This is a genomic window from Neoroseomonas oryzicola (assembly GCF_012163135.1).
Classification (GTDB): Bacteria; Pseudomonadota; Alphaproteobacteria; order Acetobacterales; family Acetobacteraceae; genus Neoroseomonas; species Neoroseomonas oryzicola.
Genome location: NZ_JAAVUP010000002.1, coordinates 697,959 through 714,807, shown reverse-complemented (window position 1 = coordinate 714,807; position 16,849 = coordinate 697,959). Strand labels below are relative to the sequence as shown.

General features: G+C 70.4%; 17 protein-coding genes and 1 tRNA gene. 4 read left to right on the top strand and 14 right to left on the bottom strand.

The window, feature by feature from the left end:
- Positions 1-60: 60 nt before the first annotated feature.
- From corA to GWK15_RS09880, 4 genes are all read right to left on the bottom strand, one after another.
- Complete coding sequence (gene corA / locus GWK15_RS09895; RefSeq protein ID WP_168041118.1) at positions 61-1,044, bottom strand: magnesium/cobalt transporter CorA; 984 nt, start codon at positions 1,042-1,044, stop codon at positions 61-63.
- A 131-nt stretch (positions 1,045-1,175) separates the two neighbouring features.
- A complete protein-coding gene (tsf, locus tag GWK15_RS09890) occupies positions 1,176-2,114 on the bottom strand; it encodes a translation elongation factor Ts (RefSeq protein WP_168041117.1) in 939 nt (312 codons plus the stop codon).
- 67 nt (positions 2,115-2,181) lie between these two features.
- A complete protein-coding gene (gene rpsB / locus GWK15_RS09885) occupies positions 2,182-2,970 on the bottom strand; it encodes a 30S ribosomal protein S2 (protein WP_168041115.1) in 789 nt (262 codons plus the stop codon).
- Between the two features lie 184 nt (positions 2,971-3,154).
- Complete coding sequence (locus tag GWK15_RS09880) at positions 3,155-4,129, bottom strand: Bug family tripartite tricarboxylate transporter substrate binding protein (protein WP_168041114.1); 975 nt, start codon at positions 4,127-4,129, stop codon at positions 3,155-3,157.
- A gap of 149 nt (positions 4,130-4,278) precedes the next feature.
- Between GWK15_RS09880 and GWK15_RS09875 the strand changes: the two genes are divergently transcribed.
- Positions 4,279-5,883: an alkaline phosphatase D family protein gene (locus tag GWK15_RS09875; RefSeq protein ID WP_168041112.1), complete on the top strand. Its 1,605-nt coding sequence runs from the start codon at positions 4,279-4,281 to the stop codon at positions 5,881-5,883.
- 109 nt (positions 5,884-5,992) lie between these two features.
- Here GWK15_RS09875 and GWK15_RS09870 read toward each other — a convergent pair whose 3' ends face one another.
- The 9 genes from GWK15_RS09870 to GWK15_RS09830 all read right to left on the bottom strand — a co-directional run bounded on the left by GWK15_RS09870 (position 5,993) and on the right by GWK15_RS09830 (position 13,141).
- On the bottom strand, positions 5,993-6,802 hold the full coding sequence (locus GWK15_RS09870) for an aspartate dehydrogenase (protein ID WP_168041111.1): 810 nt from the start codon (positions 6,800-6,802) through the stop codon (positions 5,993-5,995).
- A gap of 50 nt (positions 6,803-6,852) precedes the next feature.
- Positions 6,853-7,170: a hypothetical protein gene (locus GWK15_RS09865; protein WP_168041110.1), complete on the bottom strand. Its 318-nt coding sequence runs from the start codon at positions 7,168-7,170 to the stop codon at positions 6,853-6,855.
- 277 nt (positions 7,171-7,447) lie between these two features.
- Complete coding sequence (locus tag GWK15_RS09860) at positions 7,448-8,128, bottom strand: DUF6792 domain-containing protein (protein ID WP_168041109.1); 681 nt, start codon at positions 8,126-8,128, stop codon at positions 7,448-7,450.
- Positions 8,129-8,418: 290 nt separating this feature from the next.
- Positions 8,419-8,901 (bottom strand): cyanase, encoded by a 483-nt coding sequence (gene cynS, locus GWK15_RS09855; protein ID WP_168041108.1) that lies wholly within the window; start codon positions 8,899-8,901, stop codon positions 8,419-8,421.
- A 23-nt stretch (positions 8,902-8,924) separates the two neighbouring features.
- On the bottom strand, positions 8,925-9,773 hold the full coding sequence (locus GWK15_RS09850) for an ABC transporter ATP-binding protein (RefSeq protein ID WP_209442106.1): 849 nt from the start codon (positions 9,771-9,773) through the stop codon (positions 8,925-8,927).
- 7 nt (positions 9,774-9,780) lie between these two features.
- Positions 9,781-10,629: a nitrate ABC transporter permease gene (ntrB, locus tag GWK15_RS09845; protein WP_168041106.1), complete on the bottom strand. Its 849-nt coding sequence runs from the start codon at positions 10,627-10,629 to the stop codon at positions 9,781-9,783.
- A 3-nt stretch (positions 10,630-10,632) separates the two neighbouring features.
- Positions 10,633-11,997 carry a CmpA/NrtA family ABC transporter substrate-binding protein gene (locus GWK15_RS09840; protein ID WP_168041105.1) on the bottom strand — a complete coding sequence of 455 codons (1,365 nt, stop codon included), beginning with the start codon at positions 11,995-11,997 and terminating at the stop codon, positions 10,633-10,635.
- Positions 11,998-12,211: 214 nt separating this feature from the next.
- The gene (locus tag GWK15_RS09835) at positions 12,212-12,997 is read right to left on the bottom strand and encodes an SDR family NAD(P)-dependent oxidoreductase (protein WP_168041104.1); all 786 of its coding nucleotides are present in this window, start codon (positions 12,995-12,997) and stop codon (positions 12,212-12,214) included.
- A 68-nt stretch (positions 12,998-13,065) separates the two neighbouring features.
- Positions 13,066-13,141, bottom strand: a tRNA-His gene (locus tag GWK15_RS09830).
- A 138-nt stretch (positions 13,142-13,279) separates the two neighbouring features.
- On the opposite strand from GWK15_RS09830, the gene GWK15_RS09825 reads away from it, so the two are divergent.
- From GWK15_RS09825 to GWK15_RS09815, 3 genes are all read left to right on the top strand, one after another.
- Positions 13,280-14,509 carry an MFS transporter gene (locus GWK15_RS09825; protein ID WP_168041103.1) on the top strand — a complete coding sequence of 410 codons (1,230 nt, stop codon included), beginning with the start codon at positions 13,280-13,282 and terminating at the stop codon, positions 14,507-14,509.
- A 72-nt stretch (positions 14,510-14,581) separates the two neighbouring features.
- Positions 14,582-15,034: a hypothetical protein gene (locus tag GWK15_RS09820; RefSeq protein ID WP_168041102.1), complete on the top strand. Its 453-nt coding sequence runs from the start codon at positions 14,582-14,584 to the stop codon at positions 15,032-15,034.
- Positions 15,031-15,675 (top strand): aspartate/glutamate racemase family protein, encoded by a 645-nt coding sequence (locus tag GWK15_RS09815; RefSeq protein WP_168041101.1) that lies wholly within the window; start codon positions 15,031-15,033, stop codon positions 15,673-15,675. Before GWK15_RS09820 ends, GWK15_RS09815 begins: the two co-directional genes overlap by 4 nt.
- Here GWK15_RS09815 and GWK15_RS09810 read toward each other — a convergent pair.
- Positions 15,672-16,844, bottom strand: coding sequence for a M48 family metallopeptidase (locus GWK15_RS09810; protein WP_168041100.1), 1,173 nt, complete (start codon positions 16,842-16,844; stop codon positions 15,672-15,674). The two genes, GWK15_RS09815 and GWK15_RS09810, sit on opposite strands and share 4 nt — an antisense overlap.
- Positions 16,845-16,849: the final 5 nt, after the last annotated feature.

Sequence of the window (16,849 nt, the reverse complement as noted above, 5' to 3'; positions counted from 1 at the left end):
TGCCATAGCGATCCCGCCCGGGCAAGACGCGAGGCCCCTGCCGGACCCGATGGCCGGCCCCTACAGCCAGCCGAGCCGCCGGAACCGCCAGTAGAGGCCCCCGCAGACGGACAGGATGCCGAGAAGGACCACCGGGTATCCCCAGGGCTGCTTCAGCTCGGGCATCTCCTCGAAATTCATGCCGTAGATGCCCGCGACCGCGGTCGGCACGGCCAGGATCGCCGCCCAGCCCGCGAAGCGCCGCATCACGTCGTTCTGCTGAAGGGAGGCAAAGAGGAGATTCGCCTCGAGCGCCGAGGTCAGCAGCTCGCGCAAGCTGTCCACCTGCTCGACCACCCGCAGCACATGGTCCTGCACGTCGCGGAAATAGGGCTGCACCCGTTCCTCGATCAGCGGCGTGTCGAAGCGCATCATGCGCGTGCAGACCTCGCCAAGCGGATGGATGGCGCGCCGGATCGTCATCAGCTCGTGGCGCAGCTCGTAGATCCGCTCGATATCGGCGCGCGTGCTGCGCTGCTTGAACACCCGGTCCTCGAGCGCGTCGATCTCGGCCTCGAGCGCGTGCAGCACCGGGAAGTAGTTGTCGACGATGAAGTCCATCACCGAATAGACGACGAAGATCTCGCCCAGCGCGAGCATGCGCGGCGTCCGCTCGCAGCGCCCGCGCACGCCGGCGTAGGAGGCCGAGGATCCGTGGCGGACCGTGACGACGTATCCGCGACCGGCGAAGATGTGCGTCTCCCCGAAGCGGACATGGCCGTCGACCAGCTGGACGGTGCGCAGAACGACGAAGATCGAATCGCCGTAGGTCTCGAGCTTCGGGCGCTGATGCGCGTTGTGCGCGTCCTCGACGGCGAGGTCGTGCAGGCCGAAGCGCCGCTGCACCTTGTGCAGCACCTCCTCGTCGGGCTCGTAGAGGCCGATCCAGACGAAGCGCCCGGGCTCGGGCTGGACGGCGTCGCAGGCGAGGTCGAGGCGCTCGATCTCGACATCCTCGACGCGATGGCCGGCCTGGTAGACGGCGCTCCCGACCACCGAACCCATCGCGGCCCTCCCCCCCTTTGCGCAGCGGGAGGCTACCACCGCGCGTCAGCGCGGGCGCCGAAAAAGGAACGGGCAGGCCCGTGGGCCTGCCCGTCCGTCACGCATCACCACGGCCCGCGGGCCGGGGCGGTTCAGCCCTGGCCGGCGGCCGCGGCGACCTCGGCCGCGAAGTCGGAGGCCTGCTTCTCGATGCCCTCGCCGAGCTGGAAGCGGGCGAAGCCGGCGAGGTTCGCACCCGCCTTCTTCACGATCTCCTTCACGCGGGTCTCGCCGTCATGCACCCAGACCTGCTCCAGCAGCACCACTTCCTCGTAGTACTTGCGGATGCGGCCCTCGACCATCTTCTCGATGATCGCCTCGGGCTTGCCGGAGGCGCGCGCCTGCTCGGACAGCACGTCCTTCTCGCGCAGCAGCGCGGAGGGATCGACCGCCGAGACGTCGAGCGCCTCGGGGCGGGCGGCGGCGACGTGCATGCCGATCTGGCGGCCGAGCGTCTCGAGCGCGGCGATCTCCGACGCACCCTCGAGCGCGACCAGCACGCCGATCTTGCCCATGCCCGGCTTCACGGCGGAGTGGACATAGGTCGCGACCGCGCCCTCGTTCACGTGCAGGCGCTTGGCGCGGCGGATCGACATGTTCTCGCCGATCGTCGCGATCAGGTGCGTCAGCTGCTCGCCGACCGTGCGATGGGCGGTGCCGCCCTCGACCAGGTCCATCGAGCCCGGGTAGCGGGCGTTCTTCAGCGCCTCGATGTCGTCGCCGACCGTCAGCACGAGCTCGGCAACCGCGGCGCAGAAGGCCTGGAAGTGCTCGTTGCGGGCGACGAAGTCGGTCTCGGCGTTGACTTCCACCATCGCGGCGGTGCGCGGGGCGGAGGCGACGGCGATCAGGCCCTCGGCGGCGACGCGGCCGGACTTCTTGGCGGCGGCCGACAGGCCCTTCTTGCGCAGCCAGTCGACCGCGGCCTCCATGTCGCCGTTCGCTTCGACGAGCGCCTTCTTGCAATCCATCATGCCCGCGCCGGTCTTCTCGCGCAGGTCGCGGACCATCGCCGCAGTGATCTCGGCCATCGGAGTGCTCCGTGGTTGCCAGGGATGAAAAGGAACCGGGGCCGCTGAGGGCCCCGGCAGGTCAGGCTCAGGCCTGCGGCGCCTCGGCCGCGGCCTCGACCGGGGCTTCCGGCAGGACCTCGGGCACCAGCTCCTCGGCCGAACCGACATCCACGCCGGAGGCCTGGAGCTCGGCCGAGATGCCGTCGAGCACCGCGGAGGCGACCATGTCGCAGTACAGCGTGATGGCGCGGATCGCGTCGTCGTTGCCCGGGATCGGGAAGGTCACGCCCTCGGGGTCGGCGTTGGAGTCGACCACCGCGATGACGGGGATGCCGAGCTTGTTGGCCTCCTCGATCGCCAGCTTCTCCTTCACGGTGTCGATCACGAAGATGATGTCGGGCAGGCCGCCCATCTCCTTGATGCCGCCCAGCGCGCGGTCAAGCTTCTCCTTCTCGCGCGTCAGCATCAGGACTTCCTTCTTCGTCAGGCCACTGGTGTCGGTGCCCAGACGCTCTTCCATCTGCTTCAGGCGCTTGATCGAGCCCGTGATCGTCTTCCAGTTCGTCAGCATGCCGCCGAGCCAGCGGTGGTTGACGTAGTACTGGCCGCAGCGGGTCGCGGCTTCCGCCACGTAGTCGGCCGCCGCCTTCTTGGTGCCGACGAACAGCACGCGGCCGCCGGCGGCGACGGTGTCGCGCACGGCGCGCAGCGCGCGCTCCATCAGGGGCACGGTCTGCTGCAGGTCGAGGATGTGGACCTGGTTGCGGACGCCGAAGATGTAGGGCGCCATGCGCGGGTTCCAGCGGCGCGTATGGTGGCCGAAGTGGACGCCCGCCTCGAGCAGGGCACGCAGGGTGACTTCACGCATCGCCATGGGGCGAGCCTCCTTTCCGATAGTCCGGTTGGGCCTCCGCGGTGCAATGCCCCGGATGTCTCCCGGGGACCGGACCCAGCCTCGGTGAAGGTTGGGCGCGCCGCGTGCGGATTACCGGGCGGGGTCGCCCCCGTCCGGCGGGCGGGGGTATGGCCGAAACGGCGGGCGGGGGCAAGGGGCGGGGCTACTCCGGCCTGATGCCTGCCCGTTCCGCGATGCCCCGGATCGTCGCCCTTTCCCGGTCGAGCCAGGCCGCGAAGCCCTCGGGCGTCTGTTCCTGTGCCGCGACGATCTCCGCCCCCAACTCGGCCTGGCGCTGGCGATAGGCCGGATCGGCCAGCCCCGTCAGCACCGCCTGGGCCAGGACCGCGAGCGACGCCGCGGGCGTGCCCGCCGGCGCCACCAGCCCCGCCCAGGACCCGCCGGTCAGGTTCAACCCGCCCTCGATCAGCGTCGGCACCTCCGGCGCGATCGGCATCCGGGCCGCCGAGGTCATCGCCAGGATCCGCGTCTGCCCGCCCCGGAAGGTCGGCAGCACGGTCGAGACCTCGGCCATCACCAGCGGGATGTTGCCGGCGATGACGTCGGGGACCGAGGCGCTCGATCCGCGATAGGGCACGTGGGTGAACTGGACGCCTGCCGTCGCCATCACCTGCTCGATCAGGAAATGCGTCGCACTCCCCTGCCCCGAGGAGCCGATCGCGATCCGCCCCGGCGCCGCCCGCGCGGCGGCCAGCACATCCGCGAGGCTGCGCCAAGGGCTGTCGGCCTTGACGGTTAGCGTCAACGGGCTGCGGCTGATCATCGCGACGGCGGCGAAATCCTTGGCCGGGTCGTAGGTCAGCCGAGCCTGGAGCACCGGCGCGTTGGTCAGCGGCCCGTTCGAGCCCAGCAGCAGCGTGTGCCCGTCCGGCGGCGACTTCGCGACCGCGTCGGCACCGACCGCGCCGCCGGCGCCGGCGCGGTTCTCCACCACGACCGGCTGGCCCAGGAGCGGGGCCATGCGTTCCCCGATCATCCGCGCCTGCAGGTCCGAGGAGGTCCCGGCCGCGAAGGGCACCAGGATGCGCACGGGCCGGTCGGGGAAGGCGGCGCGGGCGGCGCGCGGCAGCAGCAGGATGGCGGGCGCGGCGAGTGCCGCGCGGCGGCTGAGGGTCATGCCTGGTCCTCCCTTGGATTTTCCGCAGTTTGGACATGCGGGCGGCGCGGCCGGAAGGCCCTGGCGCATCGCCACGGTGTCACGCAGGCTTCACCCCGCCCTCACCCGTCCGCCGCCAGGCTTTGCGGCCAGCTTCGGAACGTCGCCCGATGGACAGCATCCGCCGCCACATCCTCGACCTCTCGCGCCGCGGCCTGCTGCGCGGGGCAACGGGCCTTGCCGCGCTGGGGGCGATCGGGGCGCCGTCGCGCGATGGGCTCGCCCAGCAAGCCTTCCGCGCCTTCCCCTTCGCCCTCGGCGTCGCCAGCGGCGAACCGGCGCCGGATGGCTTCGTCATCTGGACGCGCCTCGCCCCCGATCCCCTCGCCCCCGACAGCGGGATGCCCCGGCGCGCCGTGCCCGTGACCTGGGAGGTTGCGGAGGACGAGGCCTTCGCGCGCATCGCCGCGAGCGGCAGCGCCGTCGCCCGCCCCGAACTCGCCCATGCCGTCCATGTCGAGGTCGCCGGCCTCAGCCCCGGGCGACCCTATTTCTACCGCTTCCAGGCCGGCGGCGCGGCCAGCGCCACGGGCCGCGCCCGCACCGCCCCCGCCCCGGGCGCCACGCCGTCGCGGATCCGCTTCGCCTTCGCCGGCTGCCAGCACTTCGAACACGGCCACTTCACCGCTTGGCGGAAGATCGCCGAGGAAGCCGACCTCGACTTCGTCTTCCACTATGGCGACTACATCTACGAATACGCCGGACGGCAGCCCGGCCAGCGCGGCTGGGGCCCGATCGTCCGCTCGCATCTGGGCGAGGAGACGATGAGCCTGGCCGACTACCGCCTGCGCTATGCCCAGTACCGCACCGACCCGGACCTGCAGGCCGCCCACGCCGCGCACTCCTTCCTGCCGAGTTACGACGACCACGAGGTCGACAACAACTGGGCCGGTCCCTTCAGCGAGGAGGACGGCCGCGGCCGCTTCCCCGTCGCCGTGCCGCCCGAGGTCTTCGCGCTGCGCAAGGCCGCGGCCTTCCAGGCCTGGTACGAGAACATGCCGGTCCGCCGCGCCGCGCTGCCGCGCGGGCCGGACATCACCGCCTACCGGCGGGTCGACTTCGGCACGCTGATGCGCGTGAACGTGCTCGACACCCGCCAGTTCCGCGACGACCAGCCCTGCGGGGACGGCGCCAAGCCGGCCTGCCCCGAGGTCTTCCGCGCCGAGGCGCAGATGCTCGGCGCCGCGCAGGAAGCCTGGCTGCTGGAGGGCATGGCGCGCAGCCCGGCGCGGTGGAACATCCTCGCGCAGCAGATCCCGCTGATGCGGCGGGAACTGCGCGACGGCGCCATCTCGATGGACAAGTGGGACGCCTACCCGGCGGCGCGGCAGCGCCTCCTCGACGGAATCGCCGAGCGGCGCGCGCCCAACCCCGTGGTGCTGTCGGGGGACGTGCACGTCGCGCTGGCCGCGACCATCCGCCGCCGGCCCGAGGACGCCTCGAGCGTGCCCGTCGCGACCGAATTCACCGCCACCTCCGTCACCAGCGAGGGCGACGGCGCCGAGATGACGCGCGGCGGCGAGGAGATCCTGCGCCGCAACCCCGACATCGCGCTGTTCCACGCACGGCGCGGCTATTGCGTGGCGGAGGCGACGGCCCAGCGCATGACGACGGAATTCGTCGCCCTGCCCTTCGTGACGCGGGAAGGGGCGCCGCGGGAGACGGCGGCGCGAATGGTCGTGGAGGCAGGGCGGGCCGAGGTGGTGCAGGCCTGAAGGTCGGGGGAGGAGAACCTCCCCCGATCCCCCTCCCTTCTTTGGATACTTGGTTCCAAAGAAGGTTGAGGGGGGTTCCGGGGGGAGAAGTTCTCTTCTCCCCCCCGCCTTACGACCCGACCTTCAGCGTGCTGGTCAGCCCCCGCAGGCACGCCACGATCGACAGGGGCGTGATCTTCCCCGTCCGCGGATTCTCCTCCGACGGCACGTTCTCGATCGTCATGGTCAGGCGCGCCGCGGCCGCCTCGACGCGAATGGTGTGCGTGTTGCGCGTCACGCCGGGATCGGCCCAGATCTCGACCATGGTGCGCTCCGGCCCGATGCCGGCGAGCGCCAGCGCCGCCGCGACGTTCACATTGGCCGGGAAACCCTGCGCCGCGTCGAAGGCATTGCCCTTGAAGACGCGCGTCGCGGTCGTGATCGCACCAACGTCGATGGCGTGCTGCTTGAGGTAGGGCGCGCCCTCGAGCCCGCGTGGCGGCTTGCGCGTCTCGATGGTCACGCTCTCGACCGCGCCCTCGGCCGCCGCACGCACTGCATCGAGCCCAAGCAGCGCACCGGTCGGCACGATGATCCTCGCGCCGGTCTGCTTCGCGCGCTCGACCAGGTGCATCCGCGGCAGCAGCGCGCCGACCGAGGACGGGACGAAGATCTTCCCGGCCTCGATCGCCGCGGTCGCGATTTCCTCGAAGGCGGCGGCCGGCGCGGCCTCGACCACGATGTCGCAGGCGGCCAGTTCGGCGTTTGAGACCACCATCGGCGGCGTCTTGAAGCCCGCGATGTTCGCCTGCGCCTTCTTGAGGTCCCGCGCGCTCACGGCCGCGAGCCGCAGCCCCTGCACGCCCGCATCGAGTTGCCGCGCGAGATGCAGGCCGATCGCCCCGAGCCCCGCAATGCCGACCGTCAGTTCCTTGGCCATGTGCCCCTCCGCATGATCGCCGCGGCGGGTAGCACAGGGCGGGGAGGAAGTCAGCGCGCCGCGGCGTCGACGCGCCGGCGCGCGAACCAGGCCGATATCCCGACGCCGATCCAGACCGCGCCCAGCGCCACCTTGACCAGGCTGCGTGAGCGGTCCTCGTCGAGCAGGAGGGCCAGGGCGAGATTCGCCAGGCCCAGCACGACGCCGAGCCAGATGAACAGGGTCTGCTGCCGGCGATGGTTGCGGCGGAATTCCTCGGGCGTGCCGCGATGCCGGGGGCGGACCCAGCCGCCCGCCACCCGTCCGGCCTCGATCGGCATCCAGACGATCAGGATCACCCCGCAGACGAAGGCCAGGATCTCTAGCATGCCGCGCCCTTCCCGGTCGGGGCGCGGCCCGTTCCGTGCTTCGCCCCTCTGGCATCGTAAGGGCGAATGTCCTGCTCGGCACCGCATTATCTCCGGAGCGGGACGCCTCCGTCATGCATCGGCAGGATGCCGCGGGTCGCGTCTACGGCGTTTGGGCTTCCATCAGGCGCGCGGCGCCGACGCAGTCCGGCCGCACTGACACCGCACCGACGGGCACCTTCATCAGCATTCGTCGGACCGCGCCCCGGAGCGACCGCCGCAGCCAGCGGTAGCAGCATCAAAGACGGAAGGCCTGCCCATTGCGCCCCGCAATCGCGGCAAACGCATCCAGTCCGCCAATGCCCTCCATCTTCACGGAATTGATGTACGTCTTCTTTGTATGCGCACTTGGGATCGACTTGCCATACAGCCTCAGCGTGACGAGCGGTCCGACGTGCGTGCCGGATGTCAGGCTGACCGGGTCATAGTTGACGCGATAATTGAGGCCTTTCTTGAACTGCGCGGGATTGACGCCGTTGGGAAGAGTTCCGGACCAGGTCCCGATGGCCGGCGGTGCGTTGAAAGTGACGAAGTGCAGATTGCACATGACGCCGACCATCTGGGCGATGTGCCCCCCCAACGAATGCCCCACCACCATGTAGGTCCCGGGGTGTCTCTGCATTGTCGCCTGCGTAAACGCCAAGGCGGCAGCATAACGATCCGGCGTGCGGCCGACGCCGATGGAGAGATCGTCGTCCATCCAGTCTTTTGTGGTCAGACCTTTTGCGCTACCACGCGCACTGATGATGTAAAGATTCGGAATACCGAGGCGACTGTAAAAACCTATGGAGTATCCCTCCTGGCGGACCGCGGTATTCTTGGGGTCGTAAATCCCACGGACCAGGACCCAATTCTCGAAATCGAGATTCTTGTAGACGGCGCTCGCCGCTTCGGCGCAATCGAGGATGGTAATGCTCATCTTGGCGCTCCGGTTTGGTCGCGAAAGTGTGCTGCCGTGACCGGAGCGTAGCAGCGCGCTCAAGGTTCGTTGAAGTGGATAATTCTGCCTCCGGAAGAAAATCTGGCGTCGTGCTGCGCCGCTAAACCCGGTTCGCCCCGCCGAGCCTCGCACGCGCCAACGGCCCGTGCGGCGAAGCGGGGCAGCCGATCGAAGCCCTGCTGACCGACGCCAATCATCTGGATGGCGCTGGCCGTGCCAGGGCTCGGGAATACATCAGCCGCGTGAAGCCCTTGCTGCAGCGCCGCGCCCTATTCCTCCTTGAACCCGTAAGGGGGGATGCCCTGCTCCGCGCCGTAGTACTTGTAGGGCAGGAACTTGCCGGTCATCTCGATCTTCACACGGTCGCCCTTCTCATGGGCCATGCGCTCGAAGTGGAAGTCGAAGTCGATGGCGGACATGATGCCGTCGCCGAACTCCTCCTCGATCAGCGCCTTCCAGGCCGGGCCGTTGACCATCACCATCTCGTAGAAGCGGTAGATCAGCGGGTCGGTCGGCGGCATGGCGGTGCCGCGGTAGGGCACCTCGTTCAGCATCCGCTCCTCGACCTCGGTCAGGCCGAACAGCGTCGCGGCCTTCTTCGCCAGCGGCTTGACCAGCTTCATCTGGCCGAGCAGCGCACCGACGATCAGCGTCGGCGACACGCCGCCGATCTCCTCGCAGATGTACTTCCAGGTCCAGTTCTTCTCGCGCTTGATGTCGAGGATCTTCTCGGTGAGCTGGGCGCGCGTCATGGGCGTCTCTCCTCTGGGTGGGATCAGTCGGCTGCGAGCGGCAATGCGGGGCGGGTTTCCGGCACGGCGCGGGCGGACCAGCCGGCGGGCGGCGCCTTGGCGTCGAAATCCTTCGACCGGGTGATCAGGAAGTCGAGCACGTGGTCCCGCAGCGCGTGGTAGCCCGGCATGTGGTGCAGGTTCGCCCGGGTGCGGGGCTTGGGCAGGGTATTCACCACCACCTCGGCGATGCGGGCACCGGGGCCGTTGGACATCAGCAGGATGCGGTCGGCGAGCAGGATCGCCTCGTCCACGTCATGCGTGATCATGAAGGCGGTCTGCTGCGTCTCGGCGACCAGCCGCGCCACCTCGTCCTGCAGCGAACCGCGCGTCAGCGCATCGAGCGCGCTGAAGGGTTCGTCCATCAGCAGCATCTTCGGGTTGAGCGCCAGCGCGCGGGCGATGCCGACGCGCTGCTTCATCCCGCCCGAGAGCTCGGCCGGCTTGCGGTCGGCGGCATGCGACAGGCCGACGCGCTTCAGCGCCTCGCGCGCCGCCGCGTCGCATTGCGCGCGCGACCAGGACCGGTGCCGGCAGGACAGCGCGAAGGCGACGTTCCCCGCCGCCGTCATCCAGGGCATCAGCGCGTGGCCCTGGAAGATCACCGCGCGGTCCAGGGAAGGTCCCGAGATCTCGGTCCCGTCCACGATCACCGCGCCCTCGTCCGGGCTCTCGAGGCCGGCGAGGATGTTCAGGATCGTCGTCTTGCCGCAGCCCGAATGGCCGACCAGGCAGGCGAATTCCCCGCGGGCGATGCCGAACCAGACATCCTCGAATATCGTCATCGCGCCGTAGCGCCGGGCGATCCCCTCGACGGAAACGTAGGGCTTCATCGCGGCCTCACTCCCGCCAGGCCACGGCATTCGCCGCGAGGCCGAGCAGCCGGTCGAGCGCCAGGCCCACCAGGCCTATCATCAGGATGGCGATGACGATGTCCGCGATGGACAGGTTGTTCCACTGGTTCCACACCCAGTAGCCGATGCCCGTCCCGCCCACGAGCATCTCGGCGGCGACGATCACGAGCCAAGCGATGCCGATGGAGATCCTCATGCCCGTCACGATGGTGGGCGCCGCGGCGGGCAGGATCACGCGCGTCGCGGTCTTCCACGTACCAGCTTCGAGCGTGCGCGCGACGTTGAGCCATTCCTTGCGCACCGAGGCCACGCCGAAGGCCGTGTTCAGCAGCATCGGCCAGATCGAGCAGATGAAGATGACAAAGACCGCCGAGATCGCGCTGTCCTTGATCGAGTAGAGCGCGAGCGGCATCCAGGCGAGCGGCGAGACCGGCCGCAGCACCTGGATGAAGGGATTGAGCGCGGCGTTGAGCAGCGGCGACATCCCGATCAGGAAGCCGAGCGGGATGGCGACGATCGCCGCCAGCCCGAAGCCGGCGCCGACCCGCAGCAGGGAATAGGCGATCTGCACGCCGATGCCCTGGTCGTTCGTGCCGCGCACGTAGAAGGGATCGGCCATCAGCTCGACCAGCCGCTTCCAGATCGCGGAGGGCCCGGGCATCGGCGTGGTGCCGCCCTGCGCCGCCGCCTGGCCGAGCAGCGCGGCATATTCCGGATCGATCTCCGCCCCGCCGCCCGAGACCGGCAACACGGCGTATTCCCACGCCATCAGCAGCACGGTCAGCAGCAGCAGGGAGACGGTCGCCGCCCGCCAGAAAGGAACCTTCTGCGACATGGATCAGGCGCGGATCGCGCGCTCGGTCCAGGGCGCGGGGTTCGCGGGGTCGAAGGTCTTGCCCATGATGGTCTCGGTGCGCAGCGGGCTCGCGGGAACGGGCAGGCCCTGTTCGCGCATCGCCTTGCCGGCATCGAGGGCGAGGAAGACCTGGTCGGCCACCTGCGCGTAGTCCACGTCCCGTTGCAGCTGGCCCCAGCGGCGCATCTGGGTGAGGATCCAGTAGGCCATGGAATGCCAGGGGAAGGGATCGAAGCCGATGCGGTCGGGCACGCGCTGCACGCGGCCCAGCCCGTCGGCAAAGGTGCCGGTCAGCACCTGCTCGACCACCGTCGGCGGCTGGTTGAGGTAGTTCTGCGCGGCGATGGCCTGCGCCACCTCCCGCCGGTTCTCCGCCTTGGAGGAATAGGCGGTCGCCTCGACGATCGCGCGCATCAGGGCGGCGAAGGTGTTGGGCGTGTCCGTGATCATGCTGCGCGGCACGGCGAAGGCGCAGCAGGGATGTCCGTCCCACAGTTCCTTCGTCAGGATGTGGATGAAGCCGACGCCGTCGAAGACCGCGCGCTGGTTGAAGGGATCGGGGCCGAGATAGCCGTCGATGTTGTCTGCCCGCAGGTTCGCGACCATCTCGGGCGGCGGCACGGAGCGGATCTGCACGTCGCGGTCGGGATCGACGCCGTGCTCGGCCAGGTAGTGCCGCAGCAGGTAGTTGTGCATGGAGAAGTCGAAGGGCACGGCGAAGCGGAAGCCCTTCCAGTCGCGCGGGTTGCGCTTCTCCTTGTGCTTGTTCGCGAGCGTGATCGCCTGGCCGTTGACGTTCTCGATCGCCGCCACCGCGAAGGGGATGGGCTGCGCGACGCCGACGCCGAGGCTCATCGCCAGCGGCATGGGGGAGAGCATGTGCGCCGCATCGTATTCCCGCGCGATGGCGCGGTCGCGGATGACCGCCCAGCCGGCGGTGCGGATGACCTCCACGTTCAGCCCATGGCGCGAATAGAAGTTCATCGGGTGCGCCATGATGATGGGCGTGGCGCAGGTGATCGGGATGAAGCCGATCTTGAGGTCGCGCTTCTCCGGCGTGCCGGCCGCCTGGGCCATGGCCTCGCGGGCGGTGGCCAGCGGGAAGACGCTCTCGATCGCGGCCATCAGCGTGCCGGCGCCGAACAGGCGCAGCATGCCGCGGCGGGTCGCATCGTCGGGGAAGACCGCCTTCATCACCGCCACCTCGGCGGCCTCGCCGAGCGCGCCGGTGCCGTCGGCGGGCGCGGCGGCGGGCTCGCAGGCCAGGCCCGGCGCGTGGTCGCGGCCGCAGCCGCAGGCGTCGAGGCGGCTGTCGGCCGAGAAGGGATTCTGGAAGAGACGCGTCATCCTGATGCCTCCCGGGCGTTGTATGCACGGGGCATCAGCAAGCGTTGTGCCGCGCAACGGATCGTGAGGCGCAGGCCGCGCCGACGGCCCGGGCGCCCACGATTGAGGCAGCCGCGCTCAGAAAGGAATCAGTCGCCGGGCAGGTGGTTCCCCTCTGCCAGGGGGCCGTAGCCCCCTGGCGGAATGCCCCGGAGGGCCGGCGCCTTCCCGGCCGTCACACGACCGGGCTCGAGCCGCCATCGACGTTGATGGCCGTTCCGGTCACGTAGCCCCCCATGTCCGAGGCCAGCAGCAGCGCCATGGCCGCGAATTCCTCCGCCTTGCCGATGCGCCCGAGGGGAACGGGCTTGCCCTGCTCGGCCTTCCACTCCTCCCAGGTGATGTTGCGCTTGTCGGCGGCGTGGCGGCGGACCCACTGGTCGCTTTCGATGATGCCGACCAGCATCGCGTTCACCAGCACGTTGTGGGGCGCGAACTCGTTGGCGAGCGCCTTGGTCAGCGCCATGCCCGCTGCACGGCTCACAGAGGTCGGCGTGCTGGTGGCCTTGGGCGCCTTGGCCCCGATGTTCAGCACGTTGATCACCCGGCCCCATTTCCGGTCCCGCATCCCCGGCAGGGCCAGGCGGCAGAGCCGCACCGCGGCGAACAGCTTGAGGTCCAGGTCGTCCTGCCAGAGCGCGTCCGTCACCTCGAGGAAGGGCCCGCGCTGGGAGGTGCCGGCGTTGTTGACCAGGATGTCCACCTGGCCGAGCGCGCGCACCGCGCCGTTGTAGGCCTGCTCGCAGCCCTGGGCGGTGCGGATGTCGGCGGCGATGGCGGCGACCTTGGCGGTCGGCGCGGCCTCGCGGATCTCGGCCTCCGCCTGGGCGAGGGATTCCGCCCCGCGGGCGACCAGGGCGACGTTGCCCCCGGCCTGGGCGAAGGCCTTGGCCATGGCGAGGCCGAGCCCCTTGGACCCGCCCGTGATCAGCGCGGCGCGGCCGTTCAGCGACAATTGCATGGATGTTTCCCCTCTCGGTGCCGGACATCCTGCCGGGAACCGCGCGACGCGCAAGGAAGGGGAGAGGGTGGGGCGACCAACGGGACTCGAACCCGTGACATCCAGGACCACAACCTGGCGCTCTACCAACTGAGCTATGGCCGCCACCGGAGGCGCGGGAGATACGGCCGCCACCCCTCCCCCGTCAACCGCCCGTGCCGATGCATGGCTGCCCCCCGCCGCCGGCCGGTTGTCCGTGCCGGGGCCGGGACGACATGGTTGGCCCAAAGCCGGGAGTCTCCCATGAGCCTGTCCCACGCCGCCTCCCGCGCGGCGCTGCCTGTCGGCATCCTGATGGCCTGCGCCGTGGCCGGCGCCATGCTCGCCATGGGACTGCGACAGTCCTTCGGCCTGTTCCTCGCCCCGATGACCGAGGCCCATGCCTGGACGGCCTCCGGCTTCGCCTTCGCCATCGCGCTGCAGGTGCTGCTGAACGGCGTGACCCAGCCGATCATGGGGCAACTGGCGGACCGCTTCGGCGGGCGGATCGTCATCATCGCCGGCGCGCTGCTCTACGCGGCGGGGATCGTCGGCATGGCGCTGTCCGAGGGCCTGCCGCTGTTCACCTTCTTCGCGGGCATCGTGATGGGCGCGGCGGTTTCGGCCGCCGGGATGCCGACCATCATCGCGAGCCTGACGCGCCTGCTGCCCGAGGATCAGCGCGGCCGGGCCGTGGGCCTCGGCACGGCGGGGTCCTCGGCGGGGCAGTTCCTCGTGGTGCCGCTGGCCGGGATCGGCATCGCCGGACTCGGCTGGCAGGCGGCGCTGTTCGCCATGGCGGCGGCGGCGCTGCTGATGATCCCGCTGGCCATGCCGCTGTCGGACCGGCCGGCGCCGGTGCCGGCCAAGGTGGCGGGGGGCACGGACGAGTCCGCCAGCGCCGTGCTGTCCCGCGCCTTCCGCGATTCCTCCTTCTGGTGCCTGTTCTTCGGCTTCTTCGTCTGCGGGCTGCACGTATCCTTCCTGACCGTCCACCTGCCGGGCTTCGTGCATTCCTGTGGGCTCCCGCTCTATGTCGGGGCGGGCGCGATCTCGCTGATCGGGCTGTTCAACATCGCCGGATCGCTGATCTCGGGCGAGTTGACCCAGAAGTGGCGGCGGCGGGAATTGCTGGTCGCGATCTACGCGCTGCGCGGCGTGCTGATGGTCGGCTTCATGATGGTCGAGAAGACGACCTTCACCGTCATGCTGTTCTCGGCCCTGATGGGCATCCTGTGGCTGTCGACCGTGCCGCCCACGGTGGCGCTCTGCGCGCGCAACTGGGGCACGCGCTGGCTCGCGACGATCTTCGGCCTGGTCTTCCTCGGCCACCAGATCGGCGGCTTCACGGGCGCCTATCTGGGCGGGCTCGTCTACGACGCGACGGGATCCTACGACCTGATGTGGTCGATCGGCATCGCGGCGGCCGCCTTCGCGGCCATGGTGCACCTGCCGGTGCGCGACGGGCCGCGGGCGGCACCCGCCGCCGCCTGACCCCCGCTTGCCCCGGGCCACCGCCCGGGGCCATACCGGGCCGGACACGCTTGCAGAGGGAATCCCCGAACCATGCGACGCCTTGCCCGTTGCCTCCTCCTCGCCGCGCCGCTGCTGGCCGCCGGCGCCTCGGCGCAGGACCGCCCGCCCGCCCCGCATGAATGGCTGTTCGGATCCTGGACCGGCGGCATCTTCCCCCCGGCCGACACCGAGGGCGCCCGCTGCCTCGGCCAGCCGACGGTGATCTTCACGCGCGACGTGGTGATGCGGACCGCGCTGCTCGATCCGTCCTACCGGCAGCGGCTGATCGAGACGGTCGCGACGCGGGAGGACACCGCCTCCTTCCGCTTTACCCCCGCCGCACCGGGGGGCATGGCGTCGCGCCTGCCGGCCGATTTCGGCTTCGGCTGCCCCGGCGGGCCGGACGAGCTGATCGTCCAGCGCGTCGGACCCGACGAGATCACCTTCCCCAATTGCCGCGAGATGCCCTCCCCGCTGCGCCGCTGCGGAGCGCCGAACCGGTGAGCGGCCCGAAGCGCATCGCGCTGATCCACGCGCTCCGTCACTCGCCCCCGCCGATCGAGGCCGCCTTTGCCCGGCTCTGGCCCGGCCAGGTGCTGATGAACCTGCTGGACGACAGCCTCTCGGCCGACCTGGCGCGCGAAGGGAAGCTGACGCCGCGGATGACCGAGCGCTTCCTGACGCTGGCGCGCTACGCCGCCGGCACCGGGGCGGACGGGATCCTCTTCACCTGCTCGGCCTTCGGCCCGCCGATCGAGGCCTGCGCGCGCGACCTCGCGCCGCTGCCCGTGCTCAAGCCGAACGAGGCGATGATCGAGGAGGCCGTGAAGGTCGGCACGCGCATCGGCCTGCTGGTCACCTTCCCCGGCACCATCCCGTCCATGACGCCGGAATTCCCGCCCGGCATCACCGTGGTGCCGAAGGTCGCCGAGGGCGCGCTCGCCGCGCTGGACGCCGGCGACCTCGAGACGCATGACCGCCTCGCCGAGGAAGCCGCGCGGGATCTTGCGGATTGCGATGCCATCGCGCTCGGCCAGTTCAGCCTGGCGCGGGCGAAGCAGCATGTGGAACGCGCCACCGGCAAGCCGGTGCTGACCACGCCGGACAGCGCGGTGCTGAAGCTGAAGCGGCTGCTCGGCGCCTAGTTCCGCGGCCCCCAGGGCGACCGCGCGCCGCCGCCCGGCGGCGGCGGTCCCGGCTGCGCGGGACCCTGCCACCACGGCGTCGCGCTGCCCGGCTGCGCGGCCGGCATGTTGACCGTCGCGTCCGAAGCCTCCTGCTGCGCCCAGGCCGGGACATCCGCGGCCGCGGGCGCCTCGACGGCCAGCGGGCCGGGATCGCGCCCGCCCGCATAGCGCACGAGCGCCGCCACGCGGTCCCCGATCGGCGGATGCGTCGCCATCAGCGAGGAGAGCGCGCTGTCCGCCGCATCCTCGAGGAACAGGGCGCGGACCTGCGGCGAGACCTCCGGCATGTCGGCATGCCCCTCGACCTTCCGCAGCGCCGAGATCATCGCATCGGGGTCGGAGGTGAGCTCCACGGCGCCCGCATCGGCCAGGAACTCACGGTTGCGCGACAACGCCATGCGCAGGACGGCCGCGAGGCCCCAGGCGAGGGCGATTATGAGCACGCCGACCAGCGCGGCGAAGCCGCCATTTCGCGAATCCGTGCGCACGCGCCAGCCGCCGCCATCGTCGTCCGAGGTGCGCCGGTCGTGCCGCGCGACGCGCCGCGTGCGCGTCATCATGTCGAAGCCGAGGGAGATGATGCCGACGAAGACGGCGGCGACGAGGCCGAGCCGCGCATCGCCGTTGTGGATGTGCGCGAGTTCATGCGCGAGCACCGCGCGCAACTCACGGTCGTCGAGGCCCTGCATCAGGCCGCGCGTCACGGTCACGGACCCGGTCTCGCGCGACAACCCTGACGCGAAGGCGTTCATCGCCTGCGTCTCGATGATGGCGAGGCGTGGCATCTTCATCCCGCGCGATATGCAGAGGTTCTCGAGCAGGTTCCACAGCCGCGGCTCCTCCTGCCGCGTCACCGGATGCGCGCCGGTCGCCCAGTCGAGGATGCGGTCATGCGCCTGCCAGGCGATCGCGAACCAGATGATCGAGATGCCGCAGCCGACCACGTAGAGGCCCGGGAGGTTCCGCAGGGCGTTGCGGAAGGCGCGGGCGAGGTCGTGCTGCTCGGACCCGAAGACCAGCCCGACGCCGAGCATGGTGAGGGCGAGCAGCATCGGGAAGCCGGCCAGCAGCAGCATCGACCGCCAGGCCGTGTTCCACGCATGCGTGCGCAGGCCGAAGGCCTGCATGGCGG

Bases quoted from the DNA above. Each gene is read 5' to 3' on its own strand.
- GWK15_RS09860 (WP_168041109.1), bottom strand. From the start codon at position 8,128: ATGAGCATTACCATCCTCGATTGCGCCGAAGCGGCGAGCGCCGTCTAC.
- GWK15_RS09850 (WP_209442106.1), bottom strand. From the start codon at position 9,773: ATGAAGCCCTACGTTTCCGTCGAGGGGATCGCCCGGCGCTACGGCGCG.
- tsf (WP_168041117.1), bottom strand. From the start codon at position 2,114: ATGGCCGAGATCACTGCGGCGATGGTCCGCGACCTGCGCGAGAAGACC.
- GWK15_RS09820 (WP_168041102.1), top strand. From the start codon at position 14,582: ATGCGACGCCTTGCCCGTTGCCTCCTCCTCGCCGCGCCGCTGCTGGCC.
- corA (WP_168041118.1), bottom strand. From the start codon at position 1,044: ATGGGTTCGGTGGTCGGGAGCGCCGTCTACCAGGCCGGCCATCGCGTC.
- GWK15_RS09835 (WP_168041104.1), bottom strand. From the start codon at position 12,997: ATGCAATTGTCGCTGAACGGCCGCGCCGCGCTGATCACGGGCGGGTCC.
- GWK15_RS09840 (WP_168041105.1), bottom strand. From the start codon at position 11,997: ATGACGCGTCTCTTCCAGAATCCCTTCTCGGCCGACAGCCGCCTCGAC.
- ntrB (WP_168041106.1), bottom strand. From the start codon at position 10,629: ATGTCGCAGAAGGTTCCTTTCTGGCGGGCGGCGACCGTCTCCCTGCTG.
- cynS (WP_168041108.1), bottom strand. From the start codon at position 8,901: ATGACGCGCGCCCAGCTCACCGAGAAGATCCTCGACATCAAGCGCGAG.
- GWK15_RS09865 (WP_168041110.1), bottom strand. From the start codon at position 7,170: ATGCTAGAGATCCTGGCCTTCGTCTGCGGGGTGATCCTGATCGTCTGG.
- GWK15_RS09825 (WP_168041103.1), top strand. From the start codon at position 13,280: ATGAGCCTGTCCCACGCCGCCTCCCGCGCGGCGCTGCCTGTCGGCATC.
- GWK15_RS09880 (WP_168041114.1), bottom strand. From the start codon at position 4,129: ATGACCCTCAGCCGCCGCGCGGCACTCGCCGCGCCCGCCATCCTGCTG.
- rpsB (WP_168041115.1), bottom strand. From the start codon at position 2,970: ATGGCGATGCGTGAAGTCACCCTGCGTGCCCTGCTCGAGGCGGGCGTC.
- GWK15_RS09870 (WP_168041111.1), bottom strand. From the start codon at position 6,802: ATGGCCAAGGAACTGACGGTCGGCATTGCGGGGCTCGGGGCGATCGGC.
- GWK15_RS09810 (WP_168041100.1), bottom strand. From the start codon at position 16,844: ATGCAGGCCTTCGGCCTGCGCACGCATGCGTGGAACACGGCCTGGCGG.
- GWK15_RS09875 (WP_168041112.1), top strand. From the start codon at position 4,279: ATGGACAGCATCCGCCGCCACATCCTCGACCTCTCGCGCCGCGGCCTG.